The sequence below is a fragment of the Brachybacterium avium genome (assembly GCF_002216795.1).
In the GTDB taxonomy this organism is placed as follows: Bacteria; Actinomycetota; Actinomycetes; order Actinomycetales; family Dermabacteraceae; genus Brachybacterium; species Brachybacterium avium.
The window spans coordinates 3,117,721-3,134,575 of sequence record NZ_CP022316.1; the positions used below are offsets into that span (position 1 = coordinate 3,117,721).

The 16,855-nt window shown below is 68.9% G+C and carries 15 protein-coding genes and 2 pseudogenes; 8 read left to right on the forward strand and 9 right to left on the reverse strand.

The features are described from left to right. Position 1 precedes the first annotated feature (1 nt). The 6 genes and pseudogenes from prpB to CFK39_RS13975 all read right to left on the reverse strand — a co-directional run bounded on the left by prpB (position 2) and on the right by CFK39_RS13975 (position 5,905). Entirely contained in the window at positions 2–940 is a 939-nt protein-coding gene (gene prpB, locus CFK39_RS13950; RefSeq protein WP_089065967.1) for a methylisocitrate lyase, read from the reverse strand. Beyond that, a pseudogene (locus tag CFK39_RS13955) lies at positions 940–2,456 on the reverse strand (MmgE/PrpD family protein). The gene prpB and the pseudogene CFK39_RS13955 overlap by 1 nt, the downstream one beginning before the upstream one ends. After that, positions 2,453–3,151 (reverse strand): GntR family transcriptional regulator, encoded by a 699-nt coding sequence (locus tag CFK39_RS13960; RefSeq protein WP_089065968.1) that lies wholly within the window; start codon positions 3,149–3,151, stop codon positions 2,453–2,455. The pseudogene CFK39_RS13955 and the gene CFK39_RS13960 overlap by 4 nt, the downstream one beginning before the upstream one ends. Before the next feature lie 110 nt (positions 3,152–3,261). Next, complete coding sequence (locus tag CFK39_RS16290; protein ID WP_245822680.1) at positions 3,262–3,942, reverse strand: PKD domain-containing protein; 681 nt, start codon at positions 3,940–3,942, stop codon at positions 3,262–3,264. Positions 3,943–4,345: 403 nt separating this feature from the next. Next, on the reverse strand, positions 4,346–4,996 hold the full coding sequence (locus CFK39_RS13970; protein ID WP_089065969.1) for a DUF6318 family protein: 651 nt from the start codon (positions 4,994–4,996) through the stop codon (positions 4,346–4,348). Positions 4,997–5,086: 90 nt separating this feature from the next. Then, positions 5,087–5,905 carry a spermidine synthase gene (locus CFK39_RS13975; RefSeq protein WP_089066458.1) on the reverse strand — a complete coding sequence of 273 codons (819 nt, stop codon included), beginning with the start codon at positions 5,903–5,905 and terminating at the stop codon, positions 5,087–5,089. A gap of 71 nt (positions 5,906–5,976) precedes the next feature. On the opposite strand from CFK39_RS13975, the gene CFK39_RS13980 reads away from it, so the two are divergent. Further along, positions 5,977–6,450, forward strand: coding sequence for a GNAT family N-acetyltransferase (locus CFK39_RS13980; RefSeq protein ID WP_089065970.1), 474 nt, complete (start codon positions 5,977–5,979; stop codon positions 6,448–6,450). 15 nt (positions 6,451–6,465) lie between these two features. On the opposite strand, the gene CFK39_RS13985 is transcribed toward CFK39_RS13980, so the two are convergent. Beyond that, complete coding sequence (locus tag CFK39_RS13985; protein ID WP_089065971.1) at positions 6,466–6,822, reverse strand: HIT domain-containing protein; 357 nt, start codon at positions 6,820–6,822, stop codon at positions 6,466–6,468. Between the two features lie 122 nt (positions 6,823–6,944). On the opposite strand from CFK39_RS13985, the gene CFK39_RS13990 reads away from it, so the two are divergent. The 3 genes from CFK39_RS13990 (at position 6,945) to CFK39_RS14000 (ending at position 9,389) form a co-directional block, all read left to right on the forward strand. Next, entirely contained in the window at positions 6,945–7,232 is a 288-nt protein-coding gene (locus CFK39_RS13990; RefSeq protein ID WP_089065972.1) for an FmdB family zinc ribbon protein, read from the forward strand. A 58-nt stretch (positions 7,233–7,290) separates the two neighbouring features. Continuing rightward, positions 7,291–8,547, forward strand: a complete 1,257-nt coding sequence (gene fmdA / locus CFK39_RS13995; RefSeq protein WP_089065973.1) for a formamidase — start codon at positions 7,291–7,293, stop codon at positions 8,545–8,547. 143 nt (positions 8,548–8,690) lie between these two features. Then, a complete protein-coding gene (locus tag CFK39_RS14000) occupies positions 8,691–9,389 on the forward strand; it encodes a DNA alkylation repair protein (protein ID WP_089065974.1) in 699 nt (232 codons plus the stop codon). On the opposite strand, the gene CFK39_RS14005 is transcribed toward CFK39_RS14000, so the two are convergent. Further along, positions 9,333–10,337 (reverse strand): hypothetical protein, encoded by a 1,005-nt coding sequence (locus CFK39_RS14005; protein WP_089065975.1) that lies wholly within the window; start codon positions 10,335–10,337, stop codon positions 9,333–9,335. The genes CFK39_RS14000 and CFK39_RS14005 overlap by 57 nt on opposite strands. Before the next feature lie 60 nt (positions 10,338–10,397). Continuing rightward, positions 10,398–11,573, reverse strand: coding sequence for a multidrug effflux MFS transporter (locus tag CFK39_RS14010; protein WP_157697176.1), 1,176 nt, complete (start codon positions 11,571–11,573; stop codon positions 10,398–10,400). A gap of 521 nt (positions 11,574–12,094) precedes the next feature. On the opposite strand from CFK39_RS14010, the gene CFK39_RS14020 reads away from it, so the two are divergent. The 4 genes and pseudogenes from CFK39_RS14020 to CFK39_RS14035 all read left to right on the forward strand — a co-directional run bounded on the left by CFK39_RS14020 (position 12,095) and on the right by CFK39_RS14035 (position 16,855). Beyond that, positions 12,095–12,703, forward strand: coding sequence for an NADPH-dependent F420 reductase (locus CFK39_RS14020; RefSeq protein ID WP_089065978.1), 609 nt, complete (start codon positions 12,095–12,097; stop codon positions 12,701–12,703). A 475-nt stretch (positions 12,704–13,178) separates the two neighbouring features. Beyond that, positions 13,179–15,050, forward strand: a complete 1,872-nt coding sequence (gene dnaK / locus CFK39_RS14025) for a molecular chaperone DnaK (RefSeq protein ID WP_089065979.1) — start codon at positions 13,179–13,181, stop codon at positions 15,048–15,050. Continuing rightward, positions 15,050–15,727 (forward strand): nucleotide exchange factor GrpE, encoded by a 678-nt coding sequence (locus CFK39_RS14030; RefSeq protein ID WP_089065980.1) that lies wholly within the window; start codon positions 15,050–15,052, stop codon positions 15,725–15,727. Before dnaK ends, CFK39_RS14030 begins: the two co-directional genes overlap by 1 nt. A gap of 121 nt (positions 15,728–15,848) precedes the next feature. Beyond that, positions 15,849–16,855, forward strand: a pseudogene (locus tag CFK39_RS14035) (DnaJ C-terminal domain-containing protein).

Genomic DNA, 16,855 nt, shown 5'->3' on the forward strand with positions numbered 1-16,855 from the left:
CTCACTCCTTCGTGGACGGCGGTGTCTGGCCGGTGTGGTGCGCGGTGGGGACCGGGAAGTCGAAGACCGAGCTGTCGAAGCGGTTGTAGGACTCATACTCCACCAGTTCGTACAGCCGCGCACGCGTGAGCATCTCGGGGACCCGCGGCTCCTGGGTGCCCTCGGCCGCGATCGTGTCCAGGACGCGCTCGGCCGCGCCCATGGCGCTGCGCAGCAGGGTGACGGGATAGATGACCATCGCGACCCCGGCCTCGCCGAGCTGCTCCCGGGTGAACAGCGCGGATTTCCCGAACTCGGTCATGTTCGCCAGCACCGGCACCTCGAGCGCCGCGCACACCTGCTCGAACTCCGAGAGATCCCGCAGGGCTTCGGGGAAGATCGCATCGGCCCCAGCATCGACCAGTGCCTTCATCCGATCGATGGCGGCGTCCAGTCCGTCGGTGCCGCGCAGGTCGGTGCGGGCCATGACCAGGAAGTCCGCATCCCGCCGACCGTCGGCCGCGGCGCGGATGCGCTGGGTGGCGGTGGGCAGATCCACCATGGTCTTCCCGTCGAGGTGGCCGCAGCGCTTGGGGTTGACCTGGTCCTCGATGTGGCAGCCGGCCAGTCCCGCATCTTCCAGCTCCTGGATCGTGCGGGCCACGTTCATCGGCTCCCCGAAGCCGGTATCGGCATCGATCAGGCACGGCAGATCGGTGGCGCGGGCGATCTGGGCACCGCGCTCGGCGACCTCGCTGAGGGTGGTCAGACCGACATCCGGCAGGCCCAGCTCGTTCGCGATCACCGCGCCGGAGATGTACACCCCGGGAAAACCCTTCTCCTGGATGAGCTTCGCCGACAGCGGGGTGAAGGCGCCGGGGAACGGCTGCGCCGCCCCGGGGGTGAGCATGGCGCGCAGGTCCTGCCGCTTCTGGGCCGGGGCCCGCGTGCTCGACAGCATCAGAACAGTCCCTTCGGTCCGGCCGACAGGTCGATCACGCCGGGGGCGGCCTGGATGTTCAGCCTGCCCAGCTCCCCAGCCGGCAGCTGTGCGAGCTGCGCAGCGGTCTCGAGGAAGCGGTCGATCTCGGCCGCCTCCACCAGCCCGTCGGCGAGGGAGCGGAACTTGTGCACGTACTGCTCCCGACCGAAGGGTCGGGCGCCGAGCGGGTGGGCGTCGGCCACGGCGATGCTGTCCTCGATCACGGTGCCATCCCGCAGGGTGATGATCACGGTGCCGCCGAAGGCCTTCTCGGTCAGATCCAGGGAGTGGTAGCGCCGGGTCCACTCCGGGTCCTCCTCGGTGGTCACCTTGTGCCACAGCGCGACGGTGTCGGGGCGGGCCGCGCGCTCGGGGGCGTAGGAGCTCGCGTGATGCCAGGAGCCGTCCTGCAGGGCGACGGTGAAGATGTACGGGATCGAGTGGTCGAGGGTCTCCCGCGAGGCCGTCGGGTCGTACTTCTGCGGGTCGTTCGCGCCGGAGCCGATCACATAGTGGGTGTGGTGCGAGGTGCGGATCAGGATCGAGGCGACCTGGTCCGGGTCTGTGGACTCGGGATGCTCGGTGTGGAGCTTGCGGGCCAGATCGATCCAGGCCTGTGCCTGGTACTCGGCGGAGTGCTCCTTGGTGTAGGTGTCCAGGATGGAGCGCTTGGACTGGCCGGTCTCCGGCAGTGGGACCGTGTAGCGGGCATCCGGGCCGTCGAGCAGCCAGGCGATCACGCCGTCCTCTCCCTCGTAGATCGGCACCGGGGAGGTCTGGCCGCGCATAGCCCGGTCCGCGGCCTCGACGGCCAGCTTCCCGGCGAAGGCGGGGGCGTGGGCCTTCCAGGTGGAGATCTCTCCCTTGCGGGACTGACGGGTGGCGGTGGTGGTGTGCAGGGCCTGGCCGATCGCCTGGAACACCGTCTCGGTGTCCAGCCCCAGCAGGGTGCCGATCCCGGCGGCGGCCGACGGGCCGAGATGGGCGACGTGGTCGATCTTGTGCTCGTGCAGGCAGATCGCCCGCACCAGGTCCACCTGCAGCTCGTACCCGGTGGCGAGGCCGCGGATCAGGTCGTGACCGGAGCGGCGCGTGTGCTCGGCGACCGCGAGGATCGGGGGATGTTGTCCCCGGGGTGGGAGTAGTCCGCGGCGAGGAAGGTGTCGTGGTAATCCAGCTCGCGCACGGCCACGCCGTTGGCCCAGGCCGCCCATTCGGGGGAGGTGTGCTGGGGGACGCCGAACACGCCGGCCCCGGACCCTCCGGTGGAGACCGGATGGCTGAGCGCCTGCGCGCGGGCCGAGATGATCGGATCGCGGTTCAACGAGGCGATCGCGACGGAGGCGTTGTCGATGATCCGGTTGATGATCATCTCCTCGACATCGCTGTCGACCTCGACGGGGTCGACGGCGACCTCGGCCATCTTCCAGGCCAGCTGGCCCTCGTGGGGCAGGTTCTCGTCGGAGCGGTGGACGCGGACGTCGTGGCCTCTCATGGTGCGGACTCCTGGGTGATCGGGGATGGTCTCGGGTGGTCGGCGTCCTCGCTCTGCAGATGGGCGAGGGCCTGGTGGAGGTGGACGATCGTGGCGGCGGCGGCGAGTTCGGGGTCGCCGGTCGCGATGGCGCGCGAGATCGCAGCGTGCTCCCGAGCGGAGGCGGCGAGGCGCCCGGGGGAGTTGCGGGCCAGGCGACGCAGCCGGCCCAGGTGCAGGCGCAGTCCGCGCAGCGAGTCGGCGAGGTAGGGGTTGCCGCAGGCGGCGTCGAGCTCCGCATCGAGCTGCGCGGTCAGTACGTAGTAGCTGCTGGGCTCGGTGCCGGCGGAGAGCTGGGTCGTGGCCTGCTCGAACCGGGTGGCGAGGGCGGTGAAGCGGTCGCGCAGCTCGGGCCCACCTTCGGGGCTCCTGGTGCGCTCGGCGGCGCGGCGCCCGGCGAGGGTCTCCAGTGCGATGCGGAGGTCGAAGAGTTGCGGGGCCTCGGCGAGGGACACGGCGGTGACCACGAGACCGCGCCCGCGGGAGGTCGTGGCCAGGCCGTCGGCGACCAGGCGGGCGAGCGCTTCTCGCAGGGGTGTGCGGGAGATGCCGAGGCGTGCGGACTGCTCGACCTCGCCCAGCACGGTGCCGGGCTCGAGGAGGCCGTCGACGATCTCCTGGCGGAGCCTCGAGTAGGCACGATCGCTGGCACGCATACCCATCACTGTATACAACTGGTGACCTGAAGGATGGATCACTGAGGGTTTTCGCGGCGATGGAGGATCGTTGTATACACCTGTGACTGCATTGTGCGCTGCGCGTGGTCTCAGATCTCGCGGTGGCGGGCCTCGGGATCGCTGGGACCCTCGGTGTCGTGGCTGCGCTCGGGGATCCAGGGGTCGTCGTCCTCATCGACGGGGACATCGCCGTTGACGAGGCGGGATTCAAGAGACTTGGAGTAGACCGGGACGGGGTCGGAGATGATCTCGATGGTTCCGTCGATGTCCTGCCATTCGCCGCCTGCCACGGAGAACTGTCCGGAGAAGGTGGTGGTGAGGGTGATGTCGTACCAGCCCTCCTGGGTGTAGGTGGAGGAGACGGTCTCGGAGGGGAACGGCTTGCCGGGGTTGGTGGTGGTGATGGTGTTCCCGTCGCCGAGGTCCCAGTGGTAGGAGATCGGGGTGGCGCGGATCGCGACAGGAGTGTCGAGCAGCTCCGTGTTCAGCAGCTGGGTGCTGGGATCGGTGTGCAGGACGTTGACCATGTTCACCGGCAGCCAGCCCTCGGGTGGGCCGGCGTGGGCCTGGAGCGGTTTGACGGGGAGGCGGGCGAAGTCCTCGCGTGTCACGGTGATGACGACGGGTGGCGCTTCCTCGTATTCGGGCGTGCCGGGCAGAGCGCAGCGGACGCCGAGGTCGACGGGTTCGCCGCCCTCACGGTCGATGCGGGTGCCGCGCTGGGTGACGCCTTCCACCGGCGCGTTGGAGACGGCGCCGACCTCCAGCACGTCACCGGTGCCGGCAACCGTGCTGCCGCTGCCTGCCTCACAGGAATCGGGGTGCGGGGTGCAGGACCACGACCCGCCGCCGAGGCTGGCGCCGCAGCCGGAGAACTCCGAGACCGGGGCCCAGACGTAGGTGTAGCGGGGTGGGGAGGGCGAGGAGGCTGCCGTTTCGTGTGCCTCGCTGCTTCCGGGTGTGACTGTGGACGTTTTGTCGGGACTTAGAACTTCAGACTTTTTAGTATTTATGCCGTCACTGTTGGTACTGGCGTCCACGGGCGTTTCCGAGACCCCGACTTTGTCCCCAGTTTCAAGTCTCATCTCGGCGAAGCTCGCGAGGGGGAAGAGGGAGTGAAGTGCGACGAGGAGAAGGAGTGTTGCGGCTAATTTTTTGGTGAACGCAAGTCGACTAGTCTGAATGGACATCATCCCCCCATTCAACAGTCATTCCGCTTGTGATCCACTGGTTACCATTCCAGTCCATGCCGCCGATGGCAACGTACTCTATCGATTCTACGTTAATGCTGCCAGTGTAGTTCTCGTTCGGTCGAGAGTGATTAGAAAGTGTGAATACGTAGCCTATTTCGTGATCGTAATTGGTCGAGTTGTGCACGGCGGTCCCTGTGTCATTTATTTCAAAATCTGACCAATAGATTCCGGAAGCCTCCACTTGCGCAATGTCCTCGTTAAGGAAAGCGCAGCCCCCGCAAGACTCGCCCTGCAAGTTTGTTAAAATCGTCGTGTTGCCGGTTTGGTGCGCCCACATGGACACGGCGATGTAGTACCTAAACGCCTGCTCCGCGCCCTCTGGCGTGTGCTCATCCATCCCGGCAAAGTCCGCCGGGTCGGGCGCGGGGATGTCGGGCGCTTCGGCCGTGGGCTCGTCGGTCGGTCCTCCGCCCCCATCGCTCGGCTCGGCATCGCCCCCGCCATCGCTCGGCCCGGCGATATCTATGCTCGGCGGAGCGGCGGTGGCGGGCCCGTCGATCGGCTCGTCGCATGCGGCGAGGCCCAGCAGGAGGGCACCGGTGGCGGCGGCGCTGAGAAGGCGTCGAAGCATGGGGACTCTTCCAGGAGTGCGTCAGATCACCGTCACGGTATCCAGGAACCACACGCCCGCGCACGGGTTGGGCAGAAATTGTGGACAGATTCAGCGGCGGAAGGCTTCCGCGGTCTCCGTCGGATCCAGCACTGCGCCGGGGTGGGGCCCGGCCTGTTCCCAGGCCTCTCGCCACTTTCCGATCTCGGGCGAGGAGAGTCCGCCGCCCACCACCAGCACCATGTTCCCGTCGGCCGGGGTGGTCAGCAGCGAGGCCAGCGTCAGGGTCCACACCCCGGCGAGGCCGGCCTCGGCGGCGGCATCTTCGAGCTCCCGCACCTGTGCGGCGAGGAAACGCTGGCCGGCATCGTCCCCCACGTTGACCAGCAGCAGGCCGTCGGCCTCGAGATGGGCGAGCGCTTCGAGATAGAAATCCTTCGCGGCCAGGTGTGCGGGGGACTCCTCGCCGGAGAACACGTCCAGCACGATCGCGTCGAACCGTCGACCCTGCATCGCGGCGAGCTCCTCGCGGGCGTCGCCGATCACCACCTCCAGGTCGGTGCCCTGCAGCATCGGCAGCGCGGTGGTGACCAGGGTAGGCAGCTCCCGCTCGATCTCGACGACCAGCTGTGCCGATCCTGGTCGGGTGGCCTGCACGTACCTCGCCAGCGTGAGTGCTCCCGCACCCAGGTGTGCGATCCGGATCGGCTCCCGGCGCGGCCATGCCGCATCCAGCACATTGGCCATCCTTCGCAAGTACTCATGCACGAGATGCGTGGGGTCCTCGAGGTCGACATGGGACTGCTCGACCCCGCCGATCTGCAGCACCCACCCTCCGCACACCTCGTCCTTCACGATCCAGGCGGGCTGGTCGGAGAAGCTCAGCTGGGCGCTGCGCTGCGCGCCGGGGAGGGAGTCGTCGGAGGCCATGAGGTCATTGTGCGCGACGAGCGCGGTCTCGGAGCCGGTGGCCATCCCCGTCACCGGGGACAATGAGGCCCATGGACACCCTCGAACTCTCCGGCCGACGTTTCGCCCTTCGCCGTGCCGACCTCGCCGAGCTGCCGGAGCTGGTCGCGCTGCTGGCTGACGACATGCTGGGCCGGGAGCGTGAGGGCACCGACCTCGCGCCCTACGAGCGGGCCTTCGACCGGATCTCTCGCGATCCGCACCAGCTGCTGCTGGTGGTCCGGGACGAGGGCGGTGCGATGGTCGCGACGATGCAGCTCACGCTGATCCCCTCCCTCTCCCGCGGCGGCGCCACCCGGCTCCAGCTCGAAGCCGTGCGGGTCGCGGAGTCCACTCGTGGCAGCGGCCTCGGGACGGCGCTGTTCGCCTGGGCCCACGATTGGGGCAGGGCACAGGGAGCCGCACTCGCCCAGCTCACCACCGATGCCGTACGCGCCGACGCGCACCGCTTCTACGAACGACTCGGCTATGCGCCGAGCCATGTAGGGTTCAAGCTGCCCCTGTGAGCCGGGCCGTGCGGCTCAGCGCTGGGGCCCGGAGTGCACGTGGATGTGCAGGTGCTTCGAATCCTGGTATGCGCCGAGGTTCGTGAGCACCGCGGCGGCGCCGTGCTCCCGCTCCACTCTCCGCGCCACGTCGGTCACCACCTGCAGCAGCGCCCGCAGGTCGGCCTCGTCCTCCGGCCCGGCCGCAGTCAGCGAGGCGATGTGCCGCTTCGGCACCGCCACCAGGTGGACCTGCCAGAACGGACGGGTGTGGTGATAGGCGAGGACCAGCTCGTCCTCATGGACCACGTCGAGCGCTTCCGAGTTCGGGATCGCGACGTCGCAATAGAAATCGGTGCCGCGGTACACGGGGGCGGAGGAAGTATCTGACATGCCTTGAGTATCCCCGTCGCCGCTGGTCGTCGGGCGTTCTCCGGAATCACCAGCGCGTCGTTCGCGAGCGCTCTATGGTGGGCGTCATCGCGAGATGTGACGCAGGCGACAAGGAGTGTGGGATGCCGATCTACGAGTTCCGCTGCGAGAGCGCCCATGAGTACGAGCGCTCCGTGCCGATCAGCGCCCGCGACCGGGACCTGACGTGCCCCCATTGCGGGGCGTCCTCGCGGCGCCGGATCAGCGCACCCCGGCTCGGCACCCTCGGCTCCATGGCCGGGAAGCTGATGGACAGCACGGCGGCGAGCGCCCATGAACCCGCCGTCGTCGATCGGATCCCCGGCGCCCGTCGCACCGCCGGGACACGCACCACCATGGACCCGCGCCATGCGCGGCTGCCGCGTCCCTGAGACCGGTACCGGACCTGACGGGACCGCGCAGAGGACCCGTCGCTGTGGAAGGAGAAGCATGCCCCAGAACGTGTTCCCCCTCGACTCCGCGAAACCCTTCACCGAGCAGAAGATCCTCGGTCACAACCGCTGGCACCCGGACATCCCGCCGGCCGTCAGCGTGAACCCCGGCGACGTCTTCCGCGTCGACTGCCGCGAATGGTTCGACGGCTACATCAAGAACGACGACTCCGCCGAGGACATCGCCACCGCCCCCATGCACACCGTCCACACCCTCTCGGGACCGTTCCGCATCGAGGGGGCGAAGCCTGGCGACCTGCTGGTCGTCGACATCCTGGACGTCGGCCCGATCCCACAGGAGGACTCCGGTCCGCTGTCCGGGCAGGGCTGGGGCTACACCGGCATCTTCGCCAAGCGCAACGGCGGCAGCTTCCTCACCGACCAGTTCCCCGACGCCTACAAGGCGGTCTGGGACTTCCGCGGTGACCGGACCACGTCGCGACATGTCCCGGGCGTCGAGTTCACCGGCATGATCCATCCCGGGCTGATGGGCACCGCCCCCTCACCCGAACTGCTGAAGACATGGAACTCCCGTGAGGCGGCGCTGATCGCGACCGATCCGGACCGAGTGCCTCCGCTCGCTCTGCCGCCGGAGCCGCACGGTGCGATCCTCGGCGGCGTCGGAGAGGCCGACCGTGACCGGGTGGCCGGCGAGGGCGCCCGCACCGCGCCGCCGCGCGAGAACGGCGGCAACCAGGACATCAAGAACCTCACCAAGGGCACCCGGATCTTCTACCCGGTGTTCGTGGACGGGGCGAACTTCTCCGTCGGCGACCTCCACTTCTCCCAGGGCGACGGCGAGATCACCTTCTGCGGCGGCATCGAGATGGGCGGATTCGTGGATCTCCACGTCGATGTCATCAAGGGAGGCATGGAGAAGTACAACGTCGCCGAGAACGCGATCTTCATGCCCGGCAACACCGCGCCGCAGCACAGCCAGTGGCTGTCCTTCTCCGGCACCTCGGTGACCCTGGACGGCGAGCAGCGCTACCTGGACTCGCACCTCGCCTACCAGCGAGCCTGCCTGCACGCGATCGACTACCTCTCGACCTTCGGCTGGTCGAAGGAGCAGGCCTACCTGCTGCTCGGGGCGGCGCCCATCGAGGGCAGGTTCTCCGGCGTGGTCGATATCCCCAACGCCTGCGCCACGGTGTACCTGCCGCTGGACATCTTCGACATCGACATCCGCCCGGGCAGCGGGGAGGTGCCGAGGATCGATCCGGGGATCGGCGCGCCGCGCGCGAGCGTGGGCTGAGAGCGCGGGTCCTGCGGGCGGGCGTCCGGGCCGACGGGGGAGCGTCGACCCGGGTGCCCGCCCGCGCACGCCCCGCCACCGGACGGATGTCTCACCCCACGTCGTAGGCTCGGTGGGAACAGCTCCCCGACGAAGGGCACCTCATGGCCGACAGCGCACAGGAGCCGGCCGACCTCGGCGCGACCGCCACGGCGCTCCGCGAGGAGCTCGCGGGGCTCGAGAACGAGCGGGTCCGAGAGATCAACGCCAGGCACGGCGACGACCACGCCGTGAACCTCACGGCGCTCCGCGGGATCGCGAAACGGCTCAAGACGCAGCCCGAGCTCGCTCGAGTCCTGTGGGACGGAGGCGACTCCGCCGCGAAGCTGCTCGCGATCCTCCTGTCCCGCCCCAAGCAGTACGCCGAGGAGGAGCTGGACGCGATGCTGCGCGAGGCCGGCACCCCCAAGGTCCACGACTGGCTGGTGAGCTACCTCGTGAAGAAGAGCCCGCACCGTGAGGCGCTGCGGGAGGCATGGTTCGCCGACTCCGACCCGGTGGTCGCGAGCGCCGGCTGGGCGCTGACCAGCGACCGGGTGGTGAAGAAACCCGAGGGGATCGATCAGGCCGCGCTGCTGGACCTCATCGAGGCGCGGATGCAGGATGCGCCGGGACGCCTGCAGTGGGCGATGAACGAGTGCCTCGCGCAGATCGGCATCACCAACCCCGAGCTGCGCACGCGGGCACGGGAGATCGGGCAGCGCCTGGAAGTGCTCAAGGACTACCCGACACCACCGAACTGCACCTCACCGTTCGCGCCGATCTGGATCGATGAGATGGTCCGCCGAGGGCGCGCCGGCTGAGAAGCTCGTCCTCCACTCGGTGTCCTTTTCGACGAGCTCCTCGAAGTCCTCCATGCCGGGGCTCGAGGCGGGATCCGTGTCGACCTCCGTCGGGCGCTCGAGGCCCTCGACGACCATCGCGGACGGCATCGCGACCTCCTCGTCGCTGGACACCCGGAAGAGCCTGTCGGCGAGCAGCACGTGGCGGCGCTGGGCGACACGTGACCGGGCGCTGCTGACCAGATGGGTGGCGAGGATCGGCAGTGCGCAGACGACGGGGGCGAGGAAGAGACCGTAGGACTCGCTCGACTCCCGGATGGCGAAGAGGAAGACCGTCAGGAACATGTCCATCATCAGTACGTTGAACGCACAGAATTTCAGCAGCTCCCAGCTGATCATGATCTCGGCGAACGGGGACTTCGCAGGAATGCCGAGCTGCCTGCTCGCGGGATCGTCGGCCGCCCATCGCAGCACCGCCCGCGTCGTGGTCCGCTCCCTCCAGAGCACCGCCAGATGAGCCGGGACGTACACCGCGATCAAGGCGATCGGGGCGAGCAGCAGGATCTCCTCGTCGGGGAGGAAGACGACCTCGGGCGGCAGGAGGAGCGGAGCGCGGTTCGGATCCCCGGCGAAGAACCAGACGATCACCCACCCCGCCGCGCCGAGGACGCAGGCGAAGAAGAGGCGCAGCAGCCACATCGCGGCCCGCACCGATGCCTCGTATCCGGGAATGTGCTGATCGGGCAGGGCGGTGGAGCACTCCAGCCCGCGGCGCTTCAGATCCGCGTCGTCCTGCTCGCTCGCCGGGGTCGCGGAGAAGCGCAGCAGGGCCTCGGCGGCTCCCGCCTGATCCGCCGCGCGGAAGAAGGCGACGGCTTCAGGACCGCCGATCCGCACGAAGGCGAGTGCGTCCCGAGCGACGGGGGTGGCGGCCTTGCCGGGAGAGTCGGTGCTGTGAAGAGGTGCCACGGGAGAACCCTATGCCCGGGAGGTTCCCGTCGCGCCGCCCCGCAGAACTCGGCCCGTCGGCTAGGTCGCCGAGTCCGCGCCGGTCACGCCGCTGGCCCGGATCCCGGACCGGCGGATCAGCGTGGCGGTCGCCGTCGCCGAGAGGACGTAGAAGGTGAGCATCACCACCGACAGGGCGATCGCCGTCGTGCCGACGACGCCGAGCAACGGTGCGGCGAGGGCACCGGCCAGGCTCATGCTGGCAGTGAGGAACGCGGCGGCCGTACCGCTGCGCTCGCCGTGGCCAGACAGCGCGATCGTCTGACTGTTCGGGATGATCAGCTGCTGGCAGGCCAGTGCGCCCCACACCGGGAGCAGCAGCCCCCACATCCCTCCGAAGCCCGAGGCGGTCAACGCGGTCATCACCACCCCGGAGCTGGTCACCCCGGCCAGCCCGAGAATGAGCACCTGGCCGGTGGTCAGCCAGCGCAGCAGGACCGGGTTCATCTGGCTCATCACGATCATCCCGAACGTGCCGGCGGAGAACAGATAGCCGAACTCGCCGGCGCTCAGGCCGTAGCCGTCCTGCAGGATGAAGGACATCCCGGAGACGTAGGAGAACGAGGCGGAGAACATCAGCGCCTGGGTCAGCAGTGCGCCGATGTAGATCCGGTCGCGCAGCAGCGTGCCGATGGTGCGGGCCATCGCACGCGGCCGGGCGGGGATGCGGGCGTGCGTCGGCAGCGTCTCCGGCAGCGCCACGGCGCAGACCGTCACCACCACGAGGGACGTGGCGGCGAGCACCAGGAAGATGCCCCGCCAACCGGTGAAGGACATCAGGAACCCGCCGACCGCCGGCGCCAGCACCGGCGCGATCCCGGTCACCAGCACCAGCCGGGAGAACATCGTGGAGGCGCTGCGCCCGGTGAACAGGTCCCGCACGATCGCCATCGCGGTGATCGCTCCGGCCGCGGCCCCGAATCCTTGCAGCACCCGCAGCGCCATCAGCACGCTGATCGACGGTGCGGCGATCATCGCCAGCGAGGAGAGCACGTGCACGCTGACTCCGAAGATCATCGGGCGGCGCCTGCCCATGGAGTCCGAGAGCGGGCCGATCACCAGCTGACCGGCCGCCATCCCCAGCAGCGACCCGGTCAACGTGGCCTGCACGCTCGACGTGGAGGTGAGGAATTCGTCCGCCAGCTGAGGCAGCGCGGGCAGGTACATGTCCACGGTGGCCGGTCCCAGCCCGGTCATGATGCCGAGCAGCACGGTGATACGGATCAGCTGCCATCGGGTGAGCTCGTGGACCGGAGGCAGTGTGCGGCGGTGTCGCAAGGGGGCGGCGGGGGAGTCGCCATGAAGAAGACCTACTGGGCTGGTACCGGGACTGCCTTCAATCTAGCCATGAGCGGCGGCTGTGGCGAGGGGCCGCGGCAGGAGGTGGGTCACGTTCGCCGTGACATGAGCAACCGGGCACGGTGCGCACCGACATGAACTGCCGTCGATGCCTGAAGCGGGCAGGGCTGACCTGCACCAGGTGACCCTGGAACAGGCGGATCCCCACCAGACGGTTGCAGTCCTGGCGACGGGGCGCTCGACGTGGTTCCCGAGCACGACGGCGTGGGGGCACCCCTGGAGATCCGTGCAGCGCCATCCGGCGCCGGTCTGCGAGACGGCGGCCCGCGGCGCCCTGTACCTCCTCGTCGCCCGGGCGTAGCGTCGGGATCCGGGGCGCGGACGTCCCGCGCAGTGTCGTGAGGCAGCAAGGAGACATCATGGATATCGGGATCCTGGGTACGGGCAGCGTCGCGCAGGCCCTCGCGGGCGGATGCGCTCGGGCCGGGCACACCGTCACGCTCGGCTCGCGGCATCCGGAGTCCAGGGCTGATCTGCCGTTGACAGTGGCCGGCCTCGCGGAGACGGCTCGGGGCGCCGACGTGATCGTGAATGCGACGCCGGGGGCCTCGTCGGAGGAGCTGCTGGCCCAGGTGGGTGCGGACGCGATCGGCGACAAGCTCCTGATCGACGTGGCCAACGCCGCCACCGCCTCCTTCGATCTGCTCTATCCCGACTCCAGCCTGGGCGAGCGACTGCAACAGCAGTTCCCGGACGCCAAGGTCGTCAAGACGATGAACACCTGCGCCGGCAAGGTCTTCGTCGATCCGGGAGCGCTCGATCCCAGCAGCATCTTCGTCTCCGGTGACGACGCGCGTGCCAAGAGTCGGGTGGTCGCCCTGCTGCGGGACCTGGGCTGGCCCGAGGACGCCATCGTGGACCTGGGCGGGATCGCCACGGCGAAGGGGCCGGAGCACTACTTCATCATGTGGGCCTGCCTCACGGACGCGTTGGCCACCACCGAGCTCAACCTGCGTGTGGTCCGGTGAGCTCGACCCCGTAACCGCTGATCCTCGCGCTCATCGACGAGATGTGCGCCGAGGGCCATGCCGTCGCGCCGATCCTCCGTGTCCTGCGCCAGCAGGGTGCGGCGATCGCTGCACGCACCCACCGAGCCGGGAGGAGGTCGGCCCGCATCGCTGAGGACCCTCGGCCCCGAGGGCATACGGCGGGTCGAGGCGCTGCGCACCACCCTCCCCGATCCGGACGGGAAGCGTGCCGGTGGCGTTCCCCGGAGCTGGAGAACCTACATCAGGTGCCCTCCGTCACATCCTCAGTGTGCGGGAATGAACCTGGACGGTCCGGAGTTGAGTCGGGTGTACTCAAGTTCAGTGGTCTTCAGATTGACAACATCGATCCGGAGTTCTCTACTTGAGTGTGTACAGCTCAAGTCTTGCCGCCGACCTCCTGGCCGGCAGTGCACGAACCCGTTGCGGCGCAACCGCCGCAGAAAGGCAGGCCCCCATGTCCCGTGTCGTCGGAATCGACCTCGGTACCACCAACTCCGCCGTCGCCGTCCTCGAGGGTGGCCAGCCCACCGTCATCGCGAACGCCGAGGGCTCCCGCACCACCCCGTCGGTCGTGGCCTTCTCCAAGCAGGGCGAGGTGCTGACCGGTGAGGTCGCCAAGCGCCAGGCCGTCACCAACGTCGACCGCACCATCGCCTCCGTCAAGCGCCACATGGGCACCGACTGGAGCACGGAGATCGACGACAAGAAGTACACCGCGCAGGAGATCTCCGCGCGCATCCTGGGCAAGCTCAAGAAGGACGCCGAGTCCTACCTGGGCGAAGCCGTGACCGATGCGGTCGTGACGGTCCCCGCGTACTTCTCGGACTCCGAGCGCCAGGCCACCAAGGACGCCGGCACCATCGCGGGCCTGAACGTCCTGCGCATCATCAACGAGCCCACCGCCGCGGCGCTCGCCTACGGCCTCGAGAAGGGCAAGGACGACGAGCAGATCCTGGTCTTCGACCTCGGCGGCGGCACCTTCGACGTCTCCCTGCTCGAGGTGGGCAAGGACGACGAGGGCTCCACCATCCAGGTCCAGGCCACCGCCGGCGACAACCGCCTCGGCGGCGACGACTGGGACCAGAAGGTCGTGGACTGGCTGGTCTCGCAGGTCAAGAACAAGGACGGGGTGGACCTGTCCAAGGACAAGATCGCCCTGCAGCGCCTGAAGGAAGCTGCTGAGCAGGCCAAGAAGGAGCTGTCCGCCTCGACCTCCACCTCGATCTCGCTGCAGTACCTGTCGATGACCGAGAACGGTCCGCTGCACCTGGACGAGAAGCTCACCCGGGCCCAGTTCGAGGACATGACCTCTGACCTGCTCGAGCGCACCAAGGCCCCGTTCCACCAGGTCATCAAGGATGCGGGCATCTCCGTCTCCGACATCGACCACGTGGTCCTCGTCGGCGGTTCCACCCGCATGCCGTCGGTCACCGAGGTCGTGAAGTCCCTCACCGGTGGCAAGGAGCCCAACAAGTCCGTGAACCCGGACGAGGTCGTCGCCGTCGGCGCTGCCCTTCAGGCCGCGGTCATCAAGGGTGAGCGCAAGGACGTCCTGCTCATGGACGTCACCCCGCTCTCCCTCGGCATCGAGACCAAGGGCGGCGTGATGACCAAGCTCATCGAGCGGAACGCCGCCATCCCCACCAAGACCTCCGAGGTGTTCTCCACCGCCGAGGACAACCAGCCCTCCGTGGCGATCCAGGTGTTCCAGGGCGAGCGTCAGTTCACCCGGGACAACAAGATGCTCGGCACCTTCGAGCTCACCGGCATCGCTCCGGCCCCGCGCGGCATGCCGCAGGTCGAGGTCACCTTCGACATCGATTCCAACGGCATCGTGCATGTGACCGCGAAGGACCGCGGCACCGGCAACGAGCAGTCCATCCAGATCACCGGCGGTTCGGCCCTGTCCGACGAGGACATCGACCGCATGGTGAAGGACGCCGAGGCCCACGCCGCCGAGGATGAGGAGCGTCGTAAGAACGCCGATGCCCGCAACACCGTCGAGCAGCTCGTCTACCAGGGCGAGAAGCTGCTCAAGGACAACGCGGAGAAGATCGAGGACGGCGACAAGACCAAGGCCGAGGACGCGATCAAGGAGGCCAAGGAGGAGCTGGCCAAGGAGGACGCCTCGACCGAGGACCTCGAGGCCAAGCGCGACTCGCTCAACGAGGCCCTGCAGGCTGTCGGCACCGCGATCTACTCGCAGGCCGAGGGCGCTGAGGGTGCCGAGGGTGCTGAGGGCGGCGCCGAGCAGCCGGCCGATGCGTCCGATGATGACGACGTGGTCGACGCCGAGATCGTGGACGAGGACGAGGAGCAGAAGTGATGACCGAGGACCCGAGCACTCCCGATGACGCGCAGCGTCCCGAGGACGAGCCCAGGTTCTCCTTCACCGACAAGCGCAAGGTGAACCCGGAGGACGGCACCGTCCGCCCCTCCGGGGCCACCCCCGCAGCCGAGGGCCAGGGGGCCGGCGAACCGGTCGACCCCTTCGACGCCGAGGCGGCGGAGCTGTTCGAGCAGGCGGCCCAGAGCGGGGAGGACACCTCGCTCCCGGCCGATGCCGGACGGGTCGCCGAGCTCGAGGGCAAGGTCACCGAGCTCACCGAGCAGCTCAAGCGCGATCAGGCCGAGTACGTCAACTCGCGCCGCCGGATCGAGGGCGCCGCCCAGGTGAGCAAGGAAGCGGCGGTCGCCGGCGTCCTCGGCTCGCTGATCGGGGTCCTGGACGACGTGGAGCTGGGCCGCCAGCACGGCGACATCGCCGAGGGCACCCCGTTCCACGCCATCTCGCAGAAGCTCGAGGAGGTGCTCGGCTCGCACGGCCTGAAGCGCTTCGGCGCCGTCGGGGAGGAGTTCGATCCGAACCTCCACGAGGCACTGATGCACGAGGACGCCGAGGACGCCGAGACCACCACGATCTCGCTCGTCATGCAGCCCGGCTACGCGATGAACGAGCGGATCCTCCGACCCGCTCGCGTCGGCACCCGCGGCCCCGCCTGACAGCGGACGTCTGAGCGACCCGCTCACCTCGGTGCGGGGCCTGCCGGTCCCCGGCAGGCCCCGCACCCGCTTCACCCCATATATTCGATCCCGCAGCTGAGGCTCCCGGAAGGAGACGCACATGTCCGGACAGGACTGGCTCGACAAGGACTTCTACGCGGTCCTCGGCGTCTCCAAGGACGCCGACGCGCAGGAGATCAAGAAGGCCTACCGCACACAGGCCCGGAAGTACCACCCCGATCACCACCCCGATGACGCCAAGGCGGAGGAGCGGTTCAAGGAGATCGGCGAGGCCTACTCGGTGCTCAACGATGACGAGCAGCGCCAGCAGTACGACGCCATCCGGGCGATGGGCTCGGGCGGCGCCCGCTTCTCCGCCGGCCAGGGAGGCCCCGGCGGAGCCGGCTTCGAGGACATCTTCTCCTCGATGTTCGGCGGCGGCGGTCACCCCGGTGCCCGCCCCGCCCCCGGCGGTGGCGGTGCGAACCCCGACATCGACGATCTGCTGAAGATGTTCGGCGGCCAGGGCGGCGGCTTCGGCGGGGAGGCCCGGCCGGTTTCTCCCCGAACCGCACCCCGGCGAAGGGCTCGGACACCTCGGCCCGCACCCGCATCAGCTTCCGCGATGCGGCGCTGGGCACCGATCTGCGACTGAACGTCGACGGTCGCACGGTCACCACCCGCGTCCCCGCCGGCGTGCACGACGGTCAGAAGATCCGCCTGCGCGGCAAGGGACGACCCGGTCCCGGTGGCGCCCCCGCCGGCGACCTGCTGTTGACCCTGGAGGTCGAGGAGCACCCGGTGTGGAGCGCCGACGGCAAGAACTTGAAGATCACCGTGCCGATCAGCTTCGACGAGGCGGTGCTGGGCACCACGCTGTCCGTCCCGCTGCTCGACGGCGGCACGGTCTCGGTGAAGGTCCCGCCGGGCACCCCGTCCGGTCGTACCCTGAGGGTGCGCGGCAAGGGCCTGGTGACCAAGAAATCCACCGGTGACCTCCACGTCACGGTGCAGGTCGCCGTCCCCACCCATGTGGAGGGCGCGGCCAAGCAGGCCGTCGAGGACCTGCGGACGGCGTTGGCCGAGGAGGATCCGCGGACCGGACTCGCCGAGGCCGCCGCTCGCTGA